Below are 19,204 nucleotides of genomic sequence, written 5' to 3'. Positions count from 1 at the left end.
TCAGGTCTCTTTCCGGGAATGGTCGGTCACGGGCTCCGGGCTCATGCCAAAGCCACGACGAATATCATGCAAAATCAAATCGCGGAGGTAATGTGGCGGATCGATGCGGTCACGCTTGCGCTGCACCAGAAGCCGCGCCCGCCAGATCACGCCGCCAAGGGCGGCCAGAACCGTCGCCGCCGCCGCATAGCCGCGCCCATGGTTCTTGGCGAAATAATGCAGCCGCGAATCCAGCCAGAAACCGGGAATCCGCTGCCATTTCCCCATCCCGGTCGAGACCGAGCCGATATGCGCCACCCGGCTTTCGGGCACATAATCGGTCGGGAAACCGGCCCGGGCGGCGCGCAGGCAAAGATCGGTTTCCTCGTAATACAGGAAAAACCGCTCATCAAAGAAACCGATCCGGTCCAGCACATCCATCCGCATCATCAGGCTTGCCCCCGCCAGCCAGTCGACCCGCGTCACCCGATCCGGCAGCGGCATCGCAACCATGCTGTCCTTCATCGCCCGCGAAACCAGCCCCAGCCGGATATGACGTTCAAAGTCATTCAGCGCAGTTGGATAGCGAAAGGCAGTGTGGTGCGGGGTGCCGTCCTCGCCGTGAATATAGCTGCCGGCAAAGCCGGTTGCAGGTGTCCGCTCCAGATGCTCCAGCAGCACCCGGATTGCATCCGGCGCCGGAAAAGCGTCCGAATTCAGCACATAGGCGTAATCCGGTCGTGATCCGCCCGCAAATCCATCCGCAATTCCATCAGGCAGACCCGCCCGGATACCAACATTATTCCCGGCACCAAAGCCGCCATTGCGCCCCGATTGCAACACCCGGACCGGCGTTTCCGCGCGGTCCCAGCCGCGCTGCGCAACCCCCGCCTGCATGATCTCGAAGGATCCGTCACCGGAATCATTATCGACAATGGTGATCGCGCCCGGGATGCCCCGCATCGCGACCAGCGCCGCCTCGACCGAGCGCAGCGTCATCTCCGGCGAGCGCCAGTTGAGAATGATGGTGAGAACCGTTGCCATCGCCTATTCCGCCGCCGTCGCAAGTGGGTCTTCGCGCGTTTCGGTCCCGGCCAGCAGCGCTTTCAGCGCCGCCGCCAGCACACGCACATTCGGCTCCAGCACCATCGAATCATGATCTCCGGGCACTTCGATCACCCGCAGCTTCGGGGCGAAACGGGTCAGGTCATTGTCTTCGAACACATATTCCTTCGCCGCCGAGACCCATTTCCCGCCCGAGACCTGCCAGTGCCGATCCAGCTCTGGCCGGAACAGCACCGTCGCGCCGTTGCGCGGGCTCATCTGATAGCGCGGCAGCGCGGCGCGGAACGCCGCCTCGATGGCGCTGTTATGGAAGCCCTCTTCCCCGACCGGGGCGCCTGCACGTTTGCGCCGCTCCCAGTCGAGCCGGTTCTTCGCCCATTCCGCCAGATAGCCCGGCCCCTTGCGCCGCAATTCTGCGAGCTTGATCAGCGCCTTGTCGCGGCGGCTGAGGCCGGGGCGCATCGGCAAAGGCGTATCCAGGAGCACCAGCTGCGCCACCTCTTCCCCCTCAGCCTCCAGCTGGCGCGCCATTTCCCAGGCGATCAGCCCGCCACCCGAGAAACCGCCCAGCAGGTAGGGCCCCGACGGCTGCACCTGACGGATCTCGGCGATGTAATCGCGCGCGGCTTCGGTGAAATCATCATGCGGCTGATCCTCGCCGTAAAGCCCGCGCGCCTGGAGGCCGAAAAACGGCCGGTCCCGTCCTTCCAGCTGTGCAAGATGGCGCAGGTTCAGCACATTGCCGAACATGCCCGAGACGAGGAAGAAGGGCGTCTTCGCCCCTTGCGATGCGCCGGACTTCCCCGCATCGGGCGTCATCGGCACCAGATGGGTGAAGCGGCGCGGCTGTTTCACGGCCTTCGCCGCCGGCACCGGCCCCGCACCTGCGCCCCCGCTCGCAACCAGGCTCTCACCGGTGATCCCCGCCGCTTCGCGGATCAGGCCCGCGCAGGCCGCCACTGTCGGCGCCTCAAAAAGCACCGAGATCGGGAAATCGACCGCCCAGGTCTTTTTCACCATCGCGAAAAGCCGGACCGCGATCAGGCTGTGCCCGCCGAGGTCGAAGAAATTATCCTCGACCCCCACCTGCGAAACCCCGAGCAGATCCTGCCAGAAGCCGGTCAGGCTGCGCTCGATATCATCCCGCGGCGCGATGTAATCCGTGTCGAGATCAGGGCGCTCAAAGCTCTGCCCCGATTTACGCGCCTCAATGACCGCAGAGGTCTGGCGCACCAGCGCCGGCAGATCCAGCGAAGACACAAGGATCTGTGACAGCCCCGCATTCAGCGCGCGGCCAAAGACCCGGGCCCCCTCTTCCGGGCGGATCCCCTGGCGGAACGCCATCATCAGCCGCTCTTCCGCCGGTGACAGCGCCCGAGCGGGGCCGCCCTCGGGCGCCTCCAGCAGGCGCGGATCAGGGGCCGGAAAGGACAAGGCCGCATCCAGCCGGCGGATGGTAAAGCCGGTGATCTCGACCAGCACCCGGCCCTCCGGTGTGGCAAGCGTGATGTCAAACACGGCGGTCGGCCGGTCAGCGCGGTTCTCGCCCGCATTGCGGATATGGCTGACGAGATCTGCGCTCAGCGGCGCAAAGACCCGCACCGATCCGTAAGACAGCGGCACCCAGAGCCGGTCCGGCTGATACCCCGCGATCAGATCCATCGCCCAGCCGGTGGCCAGATCCATGAGTGCCGGATGTAAAAGCCAGCCCCCAACCGGCTCGCCCCCCACCGGCTCACCTCCAACCGGATTGCCGCCCAACACCTCCCGCCGGAAGGCCTCCGGCAGCGACAGCCGCGCCAGCCCTACCCCCGCACCATAAGCGCGCGAACGCAACACCCGCCAGCGCGGGCCAAACACCAGATGTGCCTCCTGCGGGCTGGGAAGCCAGCCTTCTGCCTCCCCTTCCTGCCGCTGGCCCATCTCGGGCGCGCGAAGCCGCGCCGCTATCCCGCCGGGGTCGATCCCCGGCGGGATAGCGGCCTGTTCTCCGGTCAGCGCGAGCAGCCGCGCCGTGGCATGGGTGGCCCAGCCATCCCGGCCTCCCGCCCGCATCAGCGTCTGCACCTCGAAATCATAGCCTTCCTCACTGCGGCTCAGCCGCACCCGCAAGGGTCGCGTCTCGCTTTCCGCGAGATCCAGCGCCGCAAAGAAGGTCAGATCGCGGATCCCGAACCCGGCGCCAGTCCCCTGCGCCCCGACGATCCCCTCCTGCAAGGCCCAGGCCTCGGCCGCCAGTTCCAGATAGCCGGTCCCCGGCAGCAAGGCCTGGCCCTCGCGGGTGCGGTGACCCTCAAAGATCCACTGCTGACAGGACAGATCACCGGTAAACATCCGGTTGCCCGAAACGTCAAACCCGGCCGCCGTCAGCATCGGCTGGCGCACCGGCACCGACGGCGCCGCCTCGCGCCCCATCCGGTCCGCGAGGCTCTCGGCCGCCATGCCGACGCCCCGCCAGATCCCCCAGTCCAGCGCGACCACCCGCGTCGCCCCCCCGGCCCGCGCCTCGGCAAAGGCGTTCAGATATTCATTCACCGCGACATAATCGACCTGCCCCGCCGGGCCCGTCACCGTCGAAGTCGAGGAAAACAGCACCAGAAGCTTCAGCGTCCCGTCCGGGAACAGCCGGTCGATCACCCCGGTCCCATGCAGCTTCGGCGCGAACACCTCTTCGACACTGCCCGGATCCTTGCCAAGGATCGGACCGTCCGCCACCATCCCCGCCGCATGGATCACCGCATCTACCGGTCCCGTGCGGGCGCCTGCGGCCTCAACCACCGCCTGCATCTCGAAGAGATTGGCCACATCGGCCCGGGCCAGCGCGATCCCGCCGCCGCTTTCACGCGCCAGTGCCTCCAGCCGCTCCACCGCCATAATCCGCCGCGATACCGCATCTTCGGGCGCATGGGCCCGCAGCCAGGCCGTGCGCGCAGGCCCTTCCGGCAGGCGCGACCGCGCAACCAGCGTGACCTTCGCTGCGCGGTTCCGGATCAGGTCTTCTGCCAGCGTCAGCCCGATCCCGCCGAACCCGCCGGTGATCAGCACATGCGCGCCATGTGGCAGTTCGAACCCCGCCTCGGGCAAGGGCGCCGGGCGCAGCGCCTCGGTGTAACGCCGCGCGCCACGCAAGACCGCCACACCACCCTCTGGCGCAAGCGCCTCTTCGATCACCGCATCAATCAGCGCATCGGGCAGGCTTTCGCCGCGCCGCAAGACCGGCAGCTCCAGATCCAGCTGCGCCAGCGCAACTCCTGGCAATTCCTTGCCCGCCACCAGCACCGGCCCGCGCAACAGCGCCTTTTCCGGCCAGCGCAGCACAGAGCCTTTCGCTGCCACCGCGCCATTCGTCAGGAAAGTGAACTTCACCCCCTGGGCAAGGTTTTCACCCCCCATGGCCTGCAACAGGAACAAAGCCGACCAGAACCCCTGTTCGATCAGCCTTTGCGCGAAACTTGACCCCGGGCGGAAGCTTTCATCTTTCGTGAACAGCCAGCCATGCAGCACTTGCGCGGGCGCGATGCCCCGCCCCGCCAGTTCACGGATCAGGGCTTCATACCCTTCCAGCCCGCGCTCGGGCGCAAGGCTGTAGCGATCCTCGCCGAGGGCGCGGAAACTGTCGCCCGGATGCACCAGGATCACCCGATGCCCCGCCGCGCGCAACCGGTCTGCCGCAGCCAGGCAAAGCCCGGCCTCATCGGCAAAGACCAGCCAGCTTGCCGGCGCCGCCGCGCCCAGATCATCAATGTCAAAGCCTGCAGGCGAAGGGGTCCAATGCCGCTTCCAGCCCCAGCCGCTCAGGTCATCCACCCGCGCGGGCAGCTCTGCCGCCACCGGCGCCGCCTCGCCCGGTGCGATAAAAAACGGTTTGCGCTGAAAGGCATAGGAGGGCAGCGGCACGCGCTGGCGCAGACGTCCGCCCCAGATCTGGCCCCAGTCGACCGCGACGCCGCAGGCCCAGAGCCGCGCGATGGATCCGACCAGCCAGGCATCATCGGCGATCTTCTGTTCGGGGTGCCGCAAGGCCGGTACGACCTGGCCCGGTCCGACCCCATTGGCGCCCGCAAGCGAGGAAAGCGCACGGCCCGGCCCCATTTCCATATAGACCCGGCCCGGCACCGCGGTCAGGTCCGCCAGCCCGGCCTGGAAATTCACCGTATTTCTCAGATGTGCGACCCAATAATCCGGGTCCGTCGCCTCGGCATCCGTCAGCACCTTGCCCGAGCGGTTCGAGATGATCGGGATCTGCGGCGCAGAGAGGCGAATGCTGCGCAGGTAATCGCCAAAGGCGGGCAGGATCGGTGCGAGCATCCGGCTGTGCGCGGCGATATTGATCGCAATCCGCTGCGTCTCGACCTCATCTGTGGCCAGCCGTGCAGCCAGCGCATCCAGTGCCGCATCCGGGCCCGAGACCACACAAAGCCCCGGCGCATTGACCGAAGCCATATCAAGATCATCGGCCCAGTAGCGCGCCAGGTCACCCTCTGGCAGCGGCACCGAGAGCATCCCCCCCGGCGCCACCGTGTCAAACAGCCGCCCGCGCAACAGGACCAGCCCGATGCAATCCTCGAATGACATCACACCGGCCAAAGCGGCCGCCGTATTCTCGCCCATCGAATGACCGATCAGCGCGGCGGGGGTGACGCCCCAGCTTTCATAAAGCCTCGCCAGCGCATATTCGGTGATCATGATCAGCGGCAGCTGCACCGAGGGCCTTTTCAGCGCCTGATCCGCCGCCTGTTCCGCGCCCTTCGCGGGCAGCCAGAGCGCGCGGATATCGTAATCCAGCTGCGGCTCCAGCACCGCAAGGCCGCGATCCATCCAGTCTTTGAAAACCGGCTCGGTCTCGTAAAGATCGCGCGCCATGCCGGCAAATTGCGCGCCGCCGCCGGGGAACATGAAGATGACCTCGGGGTCCTCGCCCAGATGATCATGGTTGAAGACAAGGCGCGGATTGGCGCCTTCCAGCAGCCCCGCCGCCTCTGTGTGGCTTTCCGCGACTATAACCCGGCGTTTCTCAAAGGCGCGGCGGCCCTCTTTCAGCGTGAAAGCCACATCTGCCAGCTTCTGGTCGGGATGCGCGCGCAGATGCGCGGCAAGCCGGGTCGCCTGGCCCTCAAGCGCGGCCTTTGAGCGTGCCGAGATCACCAGAGGCTGGAACGGCCAGTCGCTGTCTTCTGACACCGCCCGCAAAGGCGCCTCTTCCAGCACGGCATGGGCATTGGTGCCGCCGACGCCCAGGCTGTTGACGCCCGCGCGCAAGACCGGCGCGTCCCAGGGGGTCAGCCGGTCATTGACGCGGAAAGGTGATGTCTCGAAATCAATCGAGGGGTTCGGCGCCTCATAGCCAAGGCTCGGCGGCAATTCGCGGTGATGCAGCGAGAGCGCGACCTTGATCAGGCTCGCCACCCCGGCGGCAGTGTCGAGATGGCCGATATTGGTTTTCACCGAGCCGATGCGGCAATGGCCGACCGCATCTGTGGTCTCGCGGAAGGCCCCGGTCAGTGCCGCGACCTCGATCGGGTCGCCGAGATAGGTCCCGGTGCCATGGCATTCGATATAGGTCACGCTATCGGCAGTGACGCCCGCCAGCGCCTGGGCCTCGGCAATACAGGCCGATTGCCCATCGACGGACGGCGCAAGATAGCCCGCTTTGGCCGCGCCGTCATTGTTGATCGCGGTGCCCTTGAGGATGGCCCAGATATGATCGCCATCGCGGATCGCATCGACCGCGCGGCGCAAGACCACACAGCCCGCGCCCGACCCGAACACCGTGCCCTGCGCGCGGTGGTCAAAGGCGTGGCAGTGCCCGTCCGGCGACAGGATCTCGCCCTCCTGGAACAGATAGCCCCGCGCATGGGGCAATTCGATGGTGACGCCCCCCGCCAGCGCCATATCGCATTCGCCGTTCAAAAGCGCCTGAGACGCGTAGTGGATCGCCACCAGCGAGGTTGAACAGGCGGTCTGCACATTCACCGAAGGGCCTTTGAGATCAAGGATATGGCTCGCGCGGGTGGCGAGGAAATCCTTGTCATTGCCGGTATGACGCAGAAGGAACATGCCGGTCTCTTCGACCAGATCAGGGTTCGAGCAGAGGTTGAAATAGAAATACGACCCCATACCGCAGCCGGCCCAGACCCCGATGGCGCCGGGGAAATTCTCGGGAGGATGGCCGGCATTTTCCAGCGCCTCCCAGGCCACTTCGAGGAACTGGCGGTGCTGCGGATCAAGGATCGCGGCCTCTTTCGGGGAAAAGCCGAAGAAGTCTGCGTCAAAGGTCTCGAACCCATCGAGTACGGCGGCGGCTGGCACGTAATTCGGCCGCGCCATCTTTGACGCGCTCTCGCCCGCGGCCAGCAGCTCGTCGCGCGACAGCACCTGGATCGATTCCACGCCTGCGCGCAGATTGGCCCAGAAGGTGGAGATATCACCGGCACCCGGCAAATGCGCGGCCATGCCGACAATCGCTATGTCGGTCGCGGCCACACCTGAGGGTCTGCGCGTCATATCATCCATCACTTCGGTTCAGTGGCTCAGGGGATCCGGGCTGGAACAGAAGCGCTCCCTCCCTGACAGACAGCCCCCTGCCAGCCTGTTGATTATCCGCGTTAATCTAGCTCAATTTAAGGCAAACTCATACCCTGCTCGCGGCTGTGACCAGTTCTTATCCCGCGAGGCAACAATGCCACAATACCGCCTCTTTAACGCCGCATTCATGCCACATTTAGCACAGCCCCGGCCGGCTTTTGCGGCAGTCTGATGGCCGGGCCTGCTCAGATAAGGGTGCGGCGGGGCTGGTTTCGCCGCAAATCTGCAAGCGAGGCCTCGCGCATGGCACGCAAAGCCTCGGCCTGACCAAGTATCGCGCCCGCCATCAGCCAGCTCAGCGGCGTCAGCGTTGCATTGGGCAAAAGATCAACAAGATTCAGCCCGAGGATCAGCGCCACCCCCGCTGCCGGCAGGCCGACCGATCCGGGTTTCAGCCGCGCCTCGCGCGCAAGAAGCCATAAGGGCAGGCACAAAAGCCCGAATTGCACGAGATAGCCGACCCAGCCGAACGCCCCGATCCGGATGATCCATGCGCCATCCGCCACCGTCTCGACGATGCCGGTCGCCGGATCATAGAGGAAACCGCGCCCATAGCCGCCCCAGCCAAAAAGGGGGCGCTCGGCGGCGCGGGCCAGCAGCAGATCCTCATTCATCAGCCGGTAACCGAAGCTCTGGGCGCGGTCCTCGCTCAGATCGCCGGCAAAGCTGGAAATATAGTCAACCGGCACCAGATGGGCGCCGCGCAAAAGCGGATACAGGATCACCACCACCGCCAGCAGCCCGACAACGCCAAGGATCTGGCGCGGGGTCGCAAGAAAGACCAGCGGCGCGGCGGCCAGCGCATAGGCGATGGGGCCAAAGCTCTTGCACAGAATCAGAAGCGCGCAGGTCAGCAGGAAGACCGGCAGCTGCCAGACCCGCGCCGGCGCCGGCCCCAGCCGGAGCAGCATCCCCGCCGCGATCAGGCAGGAGAGCACGAAAAACGCCACCCAAAGCCCGTGCGGCATAAAGACAAAGGGCCGCCAGCCGCCAAACCGCACCGCCTGGGACATGTCGTGCTGGAAATAGCCATAGACCCAGATATGCAGCTGCGGCGACATCACCGTCTCGATCAGAATCGGCCCGGTATAAAGCAGCGCCGCAATCGTCAGTGCCATCAGAAGGTCGCGCATCGCCTCGGGCGTGGCGAGATCGCGCCGCGCAAGGAACAGCGGCAGAAGATACATCGCCTCGGTGCCTGTGATGGCAATGGAATCATAGATTCGCATGCCCTGGATCTCGCGGCCATGGCCAAGGAAAATCGGGTCGGTGTTCAGAAGCGCGGTGAAGACGGGCGAGATCAGAAAGCCCGCGACCAGCACCCTGACCATCATATTGCCGGTGAAAACCGGCAGGGTCCGGCCCAGCATCAGCCAGGAGATCACCGCCGCCGCCAGCGCCGGCAACATGTGTTTGTCGGGGTCGGGCAGCATCGGAAGGTCGATTTTTGCCAGCTCTGGCAAAAACATATAGCCGGTCAGAACCGACCAGATCAGCGCCCGGCCCGGCGCCATCCGATTGTAGAAAACCCAGACCACAAAGGGCCAGATCAAAAGCGCCAGCAGCGCTATCGTAGATGACATCCGGCCGGGATCCGTTCTGCTCGCGCTTTAACCGGGCGCAATTTAGGGCCATAGCGTAGCACGAACCGCTCTCCGAGGCGAGGCCGGGACAGGGCGCTGCCTCACCCCCACTCTGCCAGAGTTGGAAACAGAGTGTTGACGTCCGGAACCAGTCGCCTATGACGCTGGCGCGCGCTACAATGACATCAGCCCGCCCTGTCAGGATGATCGCCTTGCAGTTCACCATCCAAAAGACCTGTATCGAGGTGACTCACGCGAGCCGCACCGCATTGCTTGACGATGTGGAAAGGCTGATGCGTCGGGGCAAAGGCTTTGCTTTGGCGACAATCAACGTTGATCATCTCGTCAAACTGCGCCGGGACCCGGCTTTTCTCGAAGCCTATGCGCGTCAGGATATGGTGGTTGCGGACGGCAATCCGATCGTCTGGCTGTCCAGGCTCGCGAAAAAGCCCGTCGATCTGTTGCCGGGGTCGGATCTGGTGGTGCCGCTGTGCTGGCTCGCTGCCGAGGCTGGTCTGCCCGTCTCGATGCTGGGCGCCACCGAGGCCGCGCTGGAAGGGGCCAGCGAGCAACTCGCGCGCGTCCTCCCCGGCTATCGGAAAGGACTGCTGATCGCGCCGCCGATGGGGTTTGACCCCGAAGGTCCGGTGGCCCGCGACGCCCTCGCCCGCCTTAACGCGCTTGGGCCTGGCCTGTGCCTGATCGCGCTTGGCGCGCCCAAGCAGGAACGGTTCGCCGCCCTTGGCCGTACCCTCGCGCCCCGGATGGGATTTGCCTCGGTCGGGGCCGGGGTCGAGTTCCTCTCGGGCAATCAGACCCGTGCGCCGGAATGGGTGCGAAAAATCGCGATGGAATGGGCCTGGCGGGCGGTGGCCTCGCCGCGCCGGCTGCTGCCGCGCTATGCCGTCTGCTTCGCGATCCTGCCGGGTGAGATCAGGAAGGCCTGGCAGCTGCGGTCGCAAGATCTATTTGTATTCGATCAGGCCCCGCCTGCGACGCAACACCCGGTCGCGCAGATAGCCAAGCGCGCCCAGGGCTTCCGGAAACTTCCCCAGGACCGTCAGAACCGCGGCCTCAGTGCCCGCGCGTCCCTCATGACGCCAGCGAAACCCGAGGCGCAGCATCTGCAAGGGCCAGATCAGGCCCGCGAGCCAGAACGCCGGATGGATCAGCCCCGCCAGCACTACCAAAACCGGCAGTAAGGCGCCCCAGACCAAAGCGCGCGCCGTCTCGCGCCGCCAATGGCGGTCGGGGCCGCGCCCATGCAGGGCCGCACCTTCGGCGAAAGCATGTCCCGCGCGTTTCATGCGCCGCCACCATTGCGACACACGCGTCATCGCTGCGTCATGCAGCGTCATCTCCGCGTCGATCCGCCAGATCTGCCCGCCTGCCCGGCGCAGCCGCTGGCACAGCTCCGGCTCCTCGCCCGCGATCAGATCCTCGCGGTAGCCGCGCACCGCTTGGAAATCCCGCAGCCGCATCAGCGCATCCCCGCCGCAGGCAAGCGCCTCGCCGACAGGCGTGTTCCATTCGCGGTCACAGAACCGGTTATAGACCGAAGCCTCCGGGTGCCGCTCGCGTCTGCGGCCACAGATCACCACGGCACCGGGGTGGTCGCGAAAGCCCTGCAGCCCGCGCGCCACCCAGCCCGGCACCACTTCGCAATCGCCATCGACGAACTGGACGTAATCGGGCTCTGCGCCCTCTGCAGTCAGCGCAAGCACACCGGCATTGCGCGCCCGCGCCGCCGTGAAGGGGCGCGACAGGTCAAGCCCGACCACAATCGCCCCTGCCCCCCGCGCCAGCGCCTGCGAGCCATCGGTCGAGCCGCTGTCGACATAGACCAGCCGCCGCACCTGGCCTGTAAGTGACGCGAGACAGGCGGCAAGCCGGCCGCCTTCATTGCGACCAATCACCACGGCATCAACGACCGGCCCGGGTGGGGCAGACGGGTCCCGTGGCGCAGGGATATGAGGCGTGTCGGCTGTCATGGCCATCACGCCTAAGCCCGCCAGGTTTCAAAGTCAAAGCCCTGCGCAGCGGCCGCGCCCCTGCCCGCCCCGGCCCGGGCAGCGGGGGTGCCGGCGGCGCGACCCGCGCGGTCGGTAAAGTAGCTGAGATCACAGCCATTTCCCATGCGCCGGGGTTTCATTTTTACCCTCTATCTGTTAGGAATGCTCTTCTGGGCGGGGGCCCGGACTCCAGGCTGCATCCTTCAGGCCAGACCGGCCCCGGAGGGGATCCCGCATCTGGGACCGGCATCGCGCCTGCCATCCGGCAGGGGATATCAATTCCGGGCGCGCAGTCCTGCTGCCGCCCTTCTGTCGGAACCGGATTACAGATGAGCCGCCACAACATACATGGCCCTTTCGGTTCAAACCCCCTGGATATGGGATTTCCCCTGATGGGCGCAGAAGATAATAACCAGGATCGCAAAGCCGGGGCCGCCGCGCGTGGCACCGCTGTCTCCCTGTTCAAACCCGGCCATCCGCGCATCAATCTGCCCATCGCGCTTGACCAACGCACCGGGCGCGAGATCTCTATCTCGCCCGCAGTTTTTGCCAGCCCGAACCCCTCGAAAGTCTGGGAATCAATCGGAGAAATCCATGTCGATGCCGCCCGGCTGGTCAGAAACGGTTTGTTCCTGAAACCGGAACACCACCAGATCACCCGCTATTTCGACATGCTACGCACCCGCATCGCCCAGGCGATGACCAAAGAAGGAATGAGCCGGCTCGCCATCACCTCGCCGCGCGCCGGCTGTGGCAAGAGCTATGTCGCCGCCAATCTCGCGCTGTCGCTGGGCCGGCTGCCTTCGTGCCGGACGGTGCTGATGGATCTCGATCTGCGCCACCCGCGCCTCGCGAGCCTGTTTGCACAAACCCCGTCGCCCCAGCTGCTGGAATTCCTCCAGGGCGAGCAGCCGCTTGAGGGCCAGTTCCGCCGCATCGGCCCGAACCTGGCGCTGGCGCTGAACAGCGAGCCTGTCGCCCGCCCGGCCGAGACACTCCAGGATCCGCAGACCACCGCCGCGCTGCAATCGGCAAGTGATCTGCTGCAGCCAGATATCCAGCTTTTCGATACGCCGCCGGCGCTGGAATATGACGACATGATCGCGCTGAGCGGCCAGGTCGATGCGGTGCTTCTGGTGGATGGCACCCGTACCACCGCCGCCGATATCACCGCCTGCGAACGGATGTTCGAGGGCCGCGTGCCGCTGCTCGCGGTGGTGCTGAACCGGGCACAGGATCGCGGGCTTCTGGCGGGCCAGGGCCTTGCCGACCGCCTGTTCGGAGGCGCAATCAGCCGCTGGTTCGGGCGCGGCTGAGGGACGATCACCATGGGACATCTGCGCAATATCGAAGATCTTCTGGGCTTTCTGCTGCGGCGCGGCTGGATGATCGCGCTTTGCGCGCTGATCGCGGTCGTGCTGGCCGCGCTTTACGCCAAAGGCCGCCCCGATAATTACACCGCCTGGGCCTCGATCGAGATCCAGACCGCCCAGGTCCGGGTGCCGGTCGCAGGACAGCCGGCCGAGGCCACTCAGGCCTCCGGCTCGGCGCAGCTGGTGCAATCGCTGCAACACCGGCTGACGACGCGGCAGAACCTGGTCGCGATCATCGAACGGCACGGGCTCTTCAGCGACCTGCCCGCGATGTCGACCGAGGCGAAAGTGACCGCCCTGCGTGCGGCGATCCGGTTTGACACGGTCGAGGTTTCGGGCGACCCCGCCTATGGCCAGCCGACCCAGGTCTCAGCAGTGGTGATCAGCACGACCTTCGGCGATGCCGATAATGCGGCGCGCATCGCCAATGATCTGGCGCAAAGCGTGGTGGATCTCTCGGCCTCGGGCCAGCTCGCACGGGCGCGCGAAAGCTATACCTTCCATTCCGACCGGCTGTCGGTTCTGAACACCGAGATCCAGGCGCAGGAGGCAAAAATCATCTCCTGGCGCAATGCAAATGCCGAAATGCTGCCGCCGGTATCGGCGACGCGGCGCGAAGAGCTGACCACCATCGAGACCGATCTGCGCGGGCTCGACCGCGATCTGCTGCTGGTCGATGAAGAGCGCCGCCGCATCTCGGCGCGCGAGACGCTGCGCCCGACCGACCGGCAGCGTCTGCGCGAGTTGGATGATCAGACCACGCTGATCGCGGGCCAGCAAGCGGCGCTGAAGACCCGTGCCGCCGGCATCGAATCCGGGCTTGCGGGTGTTGCGGTGGCGGAACGCGGTCTTGCGGATCTTGAGCGGGACCTTGGTCAGATCCAGCGCAATTTCGACCAGGCTTCGGATGCTTTGGCCGAAGCAGATTCTCAGGTGCGTCTGGCCGAACGCCAGCAGGGCGAACGGTTCGGCATTCTCGATCGCGCCATCACGCCCGAGCATCCCGACGGCCCACGCCGCAAGATGTTCGTGGCGGCGGGGGCGATTGCGGGGCTGCTCGGCGGGCTGATCCTTGCCTTCCTGCTGGATCTGCTGAGGCCGGTGATCCGCACGTCGACGCAGATGGAACGCGAACTCGGTCTGCGCCCGATCATTGCCTTGCCGGAGATCCACCCTACCGGCCATCACAAGCGGGCCAGCGCAAGCGGGTGAGGATGACCTGCAACGACAGGCAGTCCCTCCGCCGGACACATCGGCGCCAGGCGTTGCGGGGGGCCTGGGTCGCAGATACTTCTGAGTGCAGCGTGAGCCGGTAACACGGCTGGCCGCGATCTGGACCTCACGGCACAGAACCCGGACATCCTTCACCTCTCCGGCTGACCTGCTCAATGCACGGGCAGGCAATGTCAGGAACCGGGCCGTGGAATCGCCTCTGGTCCCGCAGGTCCACCGAACTTGCAGCTTCGGCATTCAGAACCGATCTGTCCCGGCGCCGTGAGATTGACAGCACTATGATCTTAATCTGTGACGGCTGTCTTTGCTGTCCACGCAAAGGACAGCAGGCGATTCTTTAAACAGGGTGAACGCCCCGCCCAAAGACATATGTGTTTCAGCAGCCGGTGCCGCGCAGCACCACGCTCACCGTCCGCGCCAGAATGCCGAGGTCAGTCATCAGAGAAAGCTGTTCCTCATAGACCGCATCATATTCCGCCCGCGCCTCAAAGGTCGTGCGGTTGCGGCCAGCGGTCTGCCAGTAGCCGGTCACACCCGGGCGCAGCGCGTAATAGGCCGTGCCGGGATAGAGGTCGCGCTGGTTCAGCATCATCGGCCTTGGGCCGACCAGGCTCATATTGCCGATGAAGACATTCCAGAGCTGCGGAAGTTCATCCAGCGACGAGCGACGCAGGAAATGGCCAAACCGGGTGACGCGCGGGTCATTGCGCAGCTTTTGCGTGCTGTCCCATTCCGCACGCGCCGCGGGATTGACCGCCAGCCAGGCCTCCAGCCGCTGATCCGCATCGACCACCATCGAGCGCAGCTTCCACATCCGGAACGAACGCCCGCCTTTGCCGATCCGCATCTGACTGTAGAAGGGGCTGCCGCCATCGCGCGCCACAAGGATCGCCAGCACGAGAACCACCGGCACCATAATCGGCACCGCCGCCAATATGGCGAACAGATCCAGCACCCGTTTGAAAGCATGGCGATAGACACCGCCACGGCCGGGCAGGTTCAACACCTGCTCGCCTTTGTCAGATGTTTTTCGCAACAATGGTGCGGTGCCCGCAGCCCCGGCGGTTTTTGCTGAAATGATTGACATTGTCAGCGCTCGGTCAACAAATTCGTCGAATGAGGCACAGCACAGACCCCCGGGTGACGATATTCACCGTCGCCACATCAAAATTTGGCAGAACTTTTAACCACATCTACAGCACCCGGTCAGAATGCCCCGGGGATCATTTTATCCGATGGGGACGGGGCGCGAAAAGCATGATCGCCATGTGATCACCACAATTCCGACGCAATTCAGAGATTTTTGGCAATGACAGGGGGGCAACTCCTGTCTTCGCGCCGGAAATGCCACGTTCCGGCCCGGAAGCGCCCGGCGAAGGACACAAAGTCCCAGACGCGATTCGGAGCCGCTGATCGCCACAAAGCATGCGGGCTTTCGGTGAGGCGCCTGAAAAGTCCCGAAATGTTGTTTCGTATTCTATTACAATCGGCAAGATCTGGCCGCTCTGCCCCCTGGCAACAGACGTATCGCCGCGCGGTTTGTCAGGCGTCACCGGCGCCCGAGGTCTCTTCCCAGTCGCCTGTGTGGAAAAAAGCCATCGTCATAAGAGAGGTAGCCCCTGCCCCGGAATAGCAGAGCAGCCAGGCCAGAGGCGGGTGGCCCGCCAGGACAGAAAGGCTGAGCGCAAGGCCAGCAACTAGAACCGAGACCGCGAGATATCCTGCTATCATATGTCCCCGCTGCTTACACTACCTGCAACGCGGCGTGTCCCGACCTGGGGCCGCGGCTATTACCCCTCAGAACAACGCAGAAGCGGGGATATTGCAAGGATTGCCGTATAACAGGTTTAGAATTACCTAATGTTGCGCAGGGAAAGCACAGGACAGCCCGCTCGCCTGCCAGGGATATCAGTCTTAGGGCAACTCAGCCGGCAGGCAATTCACGTGGAGGAGGATCTCAGTCGGTGGCCAGCTCTGACAGATAGCGGCCATAATCGTTCTTGCCGAAGAGCTTGGCCCGCGCGGCCAGTTGCACCGCGTCGATCCAGCCCTCACGGAAGGCGATTTCATCGGGCGAGCCCACTTGCAGACCTTGCCGCAGCGTCAGCGTGCGCACGAAATTCCCCGCATCGAGCAGGCTGCCATGGGTGCCGGTGTCAAGCCAGGCATAGCCGCGCCCCATCCGCTCGACCCGTAGCGTGCCCTCGGCCCGGTAGATCTCCAGCAGATCCGCAATCTCCAGCTCGCCGCGCGCGGATGGCTTCACCCGCGCCGCAAGTTCCGATGCCCGTCCGTCGAGGAAATACAGCCCGGTCACCGCGAAATTCGACGGCGGATTGGCCGGTTTTTCGATGATCGCCCGCACATTGCCGTCGCGGTCGAAATCAACCACGCCGTAGCGTTCCGGGTCAGAGACGTGATAGCCGAACACCGTACCGCCGGCCTCGCGCGCAGACGCCGCGGCCAGCACTTCCGGCAGGCCGTGGCCGAAAAAGATATTATCGCCCAGCACCATCGCCGAAGGCGCGCCGTCAAGGAAATCTTCGGCCAGCAGATAGGCCTGAGCCAGGCCATCGGGCGAGGGCTGGGTGATCCAGGTGAGCGACAGGCCCCATTGGCTGCCATCGCCCATCAGCCGCTGGAACTGCGTCTGGTCGTCCGGCGTGGTGATGATCGCGATCTCGCGGATGCCGCCCAGCATCAGCACCGAGAGCGGATAATAGATCATCGGCTTGTCATAAAGCGGCAACAGCTGCTTTGAGACGCCCATGGTGATCGGATAGAGCCGCGTGCCCGAACCGCCCGCCAGAATGATACCTTTGCGTTTCACGGCCTGTGTCATGCTGCCAGCTCCTTCAGAACCTCATCAAGCCCGCTCCGCCAGTCGGGGCGCGGGATGCCGAATGCCGCCTCCAGCGCCGAACAGTCCAGCCGCGAATTCAGCGGCCGCTGCGCCGGGGTCGGGTAATCGCGGGTCGGGATACCCTCGATCCGGCAGGAAAGGCCGGCACGGGTCATGATCTCGCGAGCGAAATCCGCCCAGCTCGCATCTGGCGCGCCAGAGAAGTGATGCGTGCCGCCCGGGGCACCCGCCTTCATCGCCTGCACGGCCAACAGCAGCGCGTCGGCGATTGCCGAAGCCGGGGTCGGGCCGCCATGCTGATCGGCCACGACCTTCAGCAGGTCACGCTCACGGCCCAGCCGCAGCATGGTCTTCACGAAATTCGCGCCATGGGAAGAGAACACCCAGGAGGTGCGCAGGATCAGATGCTGTCCGCCGGCGGCGCGCACGCCCTCCTCACCTTTCAGCTTTGAACGACCATAGGCGCCGAGCGGTGCGACCGGATCTTCGGGGCGGAAGGGACGGTCACCCTGGCCCGAAAAGACGTAATCGGTCGAGATATGCAGAAAGGGGATCTGCGCTTTCGCGCAGGCATCGGCCATTGCGGTGGGCGCGTCCCCATTGACCACGCTCGCCAGCGCCTCCTCGCTTTCGGCCTTGTCGACCGCAGTCCAGGCGGCGGCATTGATCACCGCCTCGGTCCGCCCGTCGGCAATCGCGGCCGCGCAAGAGGCCGTATCCGCAAGATCCGCGTGATCGCGGCCCAGGAACACCGCCTGAACCCCCGCCGGCAGACGGCGCTGCAATTCCGTCGCGACCTGGCCGGTTTTTCCGAAAACGAGCAGCTTCATGCCTTAACCCCCAGCCGCTCGCCCACGCCCTGCCGCGCCATCAGCGGCTGCCACCAGGCCTCATTGGCGAGATACCAGTCGACCGTGCGCTCCAGCCCCTCTTCGACGGTGACGGAGGGCCGCCAACCAAGTTCTTCACGGATGCGCGAGGGGTCAATCGCATAGCGCGCATCATGGCCGGGGCGGTCGGTCACGAAAGTGATCTGATCGCTGTAAGACCCCGCCCCTTTCGGGCGTTTGCGGTCCAGGATGGCGCAAAGCGTCTGCACCAGTTCCAGATTGGTGCGCTCATTCTCGCCGCCGATATTATAGCTGCGGTTCAGCTGGCCCTTTTCGACAACCAGCAGCAGCGCGTCGGCGTGATCCTCGACATAAAGCCAGTCGCGGATATTCGAGCCATCACCATAGATTGGCAACGGTTTGCCGGCCAAAGCGTTCAGGATGATCACCGGGATCAGCTTTTCCGGGAAATGGAACGGGCCGTAATTGTTCGAGCAATTGGTCAGCACCACCGGCAGGCCATAAGTCTCGGCCCAGGCGCGCACCAGATGATCCGAGGCCGCTTTCGATGCCGAATAGGGCGACCGCGGATCATAGGCGGTCTCTTCGGTGAATTTCACCGCAGGATCGCGCGGCAGCGAGCCGAAGACCTCATCGGTCGAAATATGGTGAAACCGGAAAGACGCAGGCTTGCCGGCGCGCGTCCACGAGGCCCGCGCGGCCTCGAGCATATTATAGGTGCCGGTGATATTCGTTTCGACGAAATCCCCCGGCCCGTCGATCGAGCGGTCAACATGGCTTTCCGCCGCCAGATGCATCACCGCATCGGGCTGATGCGCGTCGAAAATCCGGTCAAGCGCCGCCCGGTCCCTTATATCGGCCTGTTCAAAGGCATAAAGCGGGGTGTTGCCGACTGCCGCGACATTTTCCAGGCAGGCCGCATAGGTCAGCGCATCGACATTCACGACGCTGTGCCCGCGCGAGACCGCAAGCCGCACCACGGCGGATCCGATGAACCCCGCGCCTCCGGTCACGAGAAGCTTCATGCTTTCACCTCAAAGCGGAAGGGGCGGCCCGCATCTTTCAACAGCGGCGCGGCCTGGTCTTTGTCTGACAAAACCGGCTGAGTGCCGTCCAGGCCCCAGTCAATCCCGATCTCCGGGTCATCCCAGCGGACGGCGCCATCACAGTCGGGCGCGTAGAAGTCGGAACATTTATATTGCACCTCGACATCCGGGGTCAGGGTGACAAAGCCATGCAAAAAGCCCTGCGGGATCAGGAGCTGGCGCCCGTTTTCCGCCGAAAGCTCCTCTGCCACCCATTTGCCGAAACGGGGCGAGCCCTCGCGGAAATCCACCGCCACATCAAGGATCGCGCCGCGGGTGCAGCGCACCAGCTTGTCCTGGGCATGCGGGGCGGACTGGTAATGCAGGCCGCGCAAAGTGCCTTTGGCGGCGGAAAAGGAATGGTTGTCCTGCACCCAGTCAATTTCGATCCCGGCCTCTTTCATCCGAAGCGCATTGAACGTCTCGGTGAACCAGCCCCGCGCATCGCCAAAACGGCGTGGCGTCAGCAGGAGGACTTCGGGAAGGGCGGTGGCTTCGGTCTGCATCTGGCTGGTCTTCCTCAGGGGTCGCAATCGGGTCGGGTCGCAATCAGGTCCGGGTCGCAATCGGGCGTC

12 protein-coding genes and 1 pseudogene are annotated in these 19,204 nt (G+C 64.9%); 3 read left to right on the top strand and 10 right to left on the bottom strand.

Annotated features, from left to right (window positions below; translation table 11 throughout):
* The 3 genes from QNO18_RS08425 to QNO18_RS08415 all read right to left on the bottom strand — a co-directional run bounded on the left by QNO18_RS08425 (window position 1) and on the right by QNO18_RS08415 (window position 9,212).
* Window positions 1-1,023 carry a glycosyltransferase family 2 protein gene (locus QNO18_RS08425; protein ID WP_283177305.1) on the bottom strand — a complete coding sequence of 341 codons (1,023 nt, stop codon included), beginning with the start codon at window positions 1,021-1,023 and terminating at the stop codon, window positions 1-3.
* Window positions 1,024-1,026: 3 nt separating this feature from the next.
* Entirely contained in the window at window positions 1,027-7,548 is a 6,522-nt protein-coding gene (locus QNO18_RS08420) for a type I polyketide synthase (RefSeq protein ID WP_283177304.1), read from the bottom strand.
* Between the two features lie 266 nt (window positions 7,549-7,814).
* Window positions 7,815-9,212 (bottom strand): hypothetical protein, encoded by a 1,398-nt coding sequence (locus tag QNO18_RS08415; RefSeq protein ID WP_283177303.1) that lies wholly within the window; start codon window positions 9,210-9,212, stop codon window positions 7,815-7,817.
* Window positions 9,213-9,370: 158 nt separating this feature from the next.
* Between QNO18_RS08415 and QNO18_RS08410 the strand changes: the two are divergent.
* Window positions 9,371-10,108: pseudogene (locus tag QNO18_RS08410) on the top strand (WecB/TagA/CpsF family glycosyltransferase); the annotation flags it as partial.
* Between the two features lie 69 nt (window positions 10,109-10,177).
* Here QNO18_RS08410 and QNO18_RS08405 read toward each other — a convergent pair.
* Window positions 10,178-11,203, bottom strand: coding sequence for a glycosyltransferase family A protein (locus QNO18_RS08405; protein WP_283177302.1), 1,026 nt, complete (start codon window positions 11,201-11,203; stop codon window positions 10,178-10,180).
* Between the two features lie 413 nt (window positions 11,204-11,616).
* Between QNO18_RS08405 and QNO18_RS08400 the strand changes: the two genes are divergently transcribed.
* The gene (locus QNO18_RS08400) at window positions 11,617-12,540 is read left to right on the top strand and encodes a CpsD/CapB family tyrosine-protein kinase (protein WP_283177301.1); all 924 of its coding nucleotides are present in this window, start codon (window positions 11,617-11,619) and stop codon (window positions 12,538-12,540) included.
* A 12-nt stretch (window positions 12,541-12,552) separates the two neighbouring features.
* Window positions 12,553-13,809, top strand: coding sequence for a Wzz/FepE/Etk N-terminal domain-containing protein (locus tag QNO18_RS08395; protein WP_283177300.1), 1,257 nt, complete (start codon window positions 12,553-12,555; stop codon window positions 13,807-13,809).
* Window positions 13,810-14,206: 397 nt separating this feature from the next.
* Here QNO18_RS08395 and QNO18_RS08390 read toward each other — a convergent pair whose 3' ends face one another.
* From QNO18_RS08390 to rfbC, 6 genes are all read right to left on the bottom strand, one after another.
* Complete coding sequence (locus tag QNO18_RS08390) at window positions 14,207-14,833, bottom strand: sugar transferase (RefSeq protein ID WP_283177299.1); 627 nt, start codon at window positions 14,831-14,833, stop codon at window positions 14,207-14,209.
* Between the two features lie 539 nt (window positions 14,834-15,372).
* Entirely contained in the window at window positions 15,373-15,561 is a 189-nt protein-coding gene (locus QNO18_RS08385) for a hypothetical protein (protein WP_283177298.1), read from the bottom strand.
* Between the two features lie 226 nt (window positions 15,562-15,787).
* Complete coding sequence (rfbA, locus tag QNO18_RS08380; protein ID WP_283177297.1) at window positions 15,788-16,672, bottom strand: glucose-1-phosphate thymidylyltransferase RfbA; 885 nt, start codon at window positions 16,670-16,672, stop codon at window positions 15,788-15,790.
* Window positions 16,669-17,523 (bottom strand): dTDP-4-dehydrorhamnose reductase, encoded by an 855-nt coding sequence (gene rfbD / locus QNO18_RS08375; RefSeq protein WP_283177296.1) that lies wholly within the window; start codon window positions 17,521-17,523, stop codon window positions 16,669-16,671. Before rfbD ends, rfbA begins: the two co-directional genes overlap by 4 nt.
* Window positions 17,520-18,569: a dTDP-glucose 4,6-dehydratase gene (gene rfbB / locus QNO18_RS08370; RefSeq protein WP_283177295.1), complete on the bottom strand. Its 1,050-nt coding sequence runs from the start codon at window positions 18,567-18,569 to the stop codon at window positions 17,520-17,522. Before rfbB ends, rfbD begins: the two co-directional genes overlap by 4 nt.
* Window positions 18,566-19,135: a dTDP-4-dehydrorhamnose 3,5-epimerase gene (gene rfbC / locus QNO18_RS08365; RefSeq protein WP_283177294.1), complete on the bottom strand. Its 570-nt coding sequence runs from the start codon at window positions 19,133-19,135 to the stop codon at window positions 18,566-18,568. The genes rfbB and rfbC overlap by 4 nt, the downstream gene beginning before the upstream one ends.
* Window positions 19,136-19,204: the final 69 nt, after the last annotated feature.

Source organism: Gemmobacter sp. 24YEA27 (assembly GCF_030052995.1).
In the GTDB taxonomy this organism is placed as follows: domain Bacteria; phylum Pseudomonadota; class Alphaproteobacteria; order Rhodobacterales; family Rhodobacteraceae; genus Pseudogemmobacter.
This window is presented reverse-complemented; position numbering and strand designations above follow the sequence as displayed.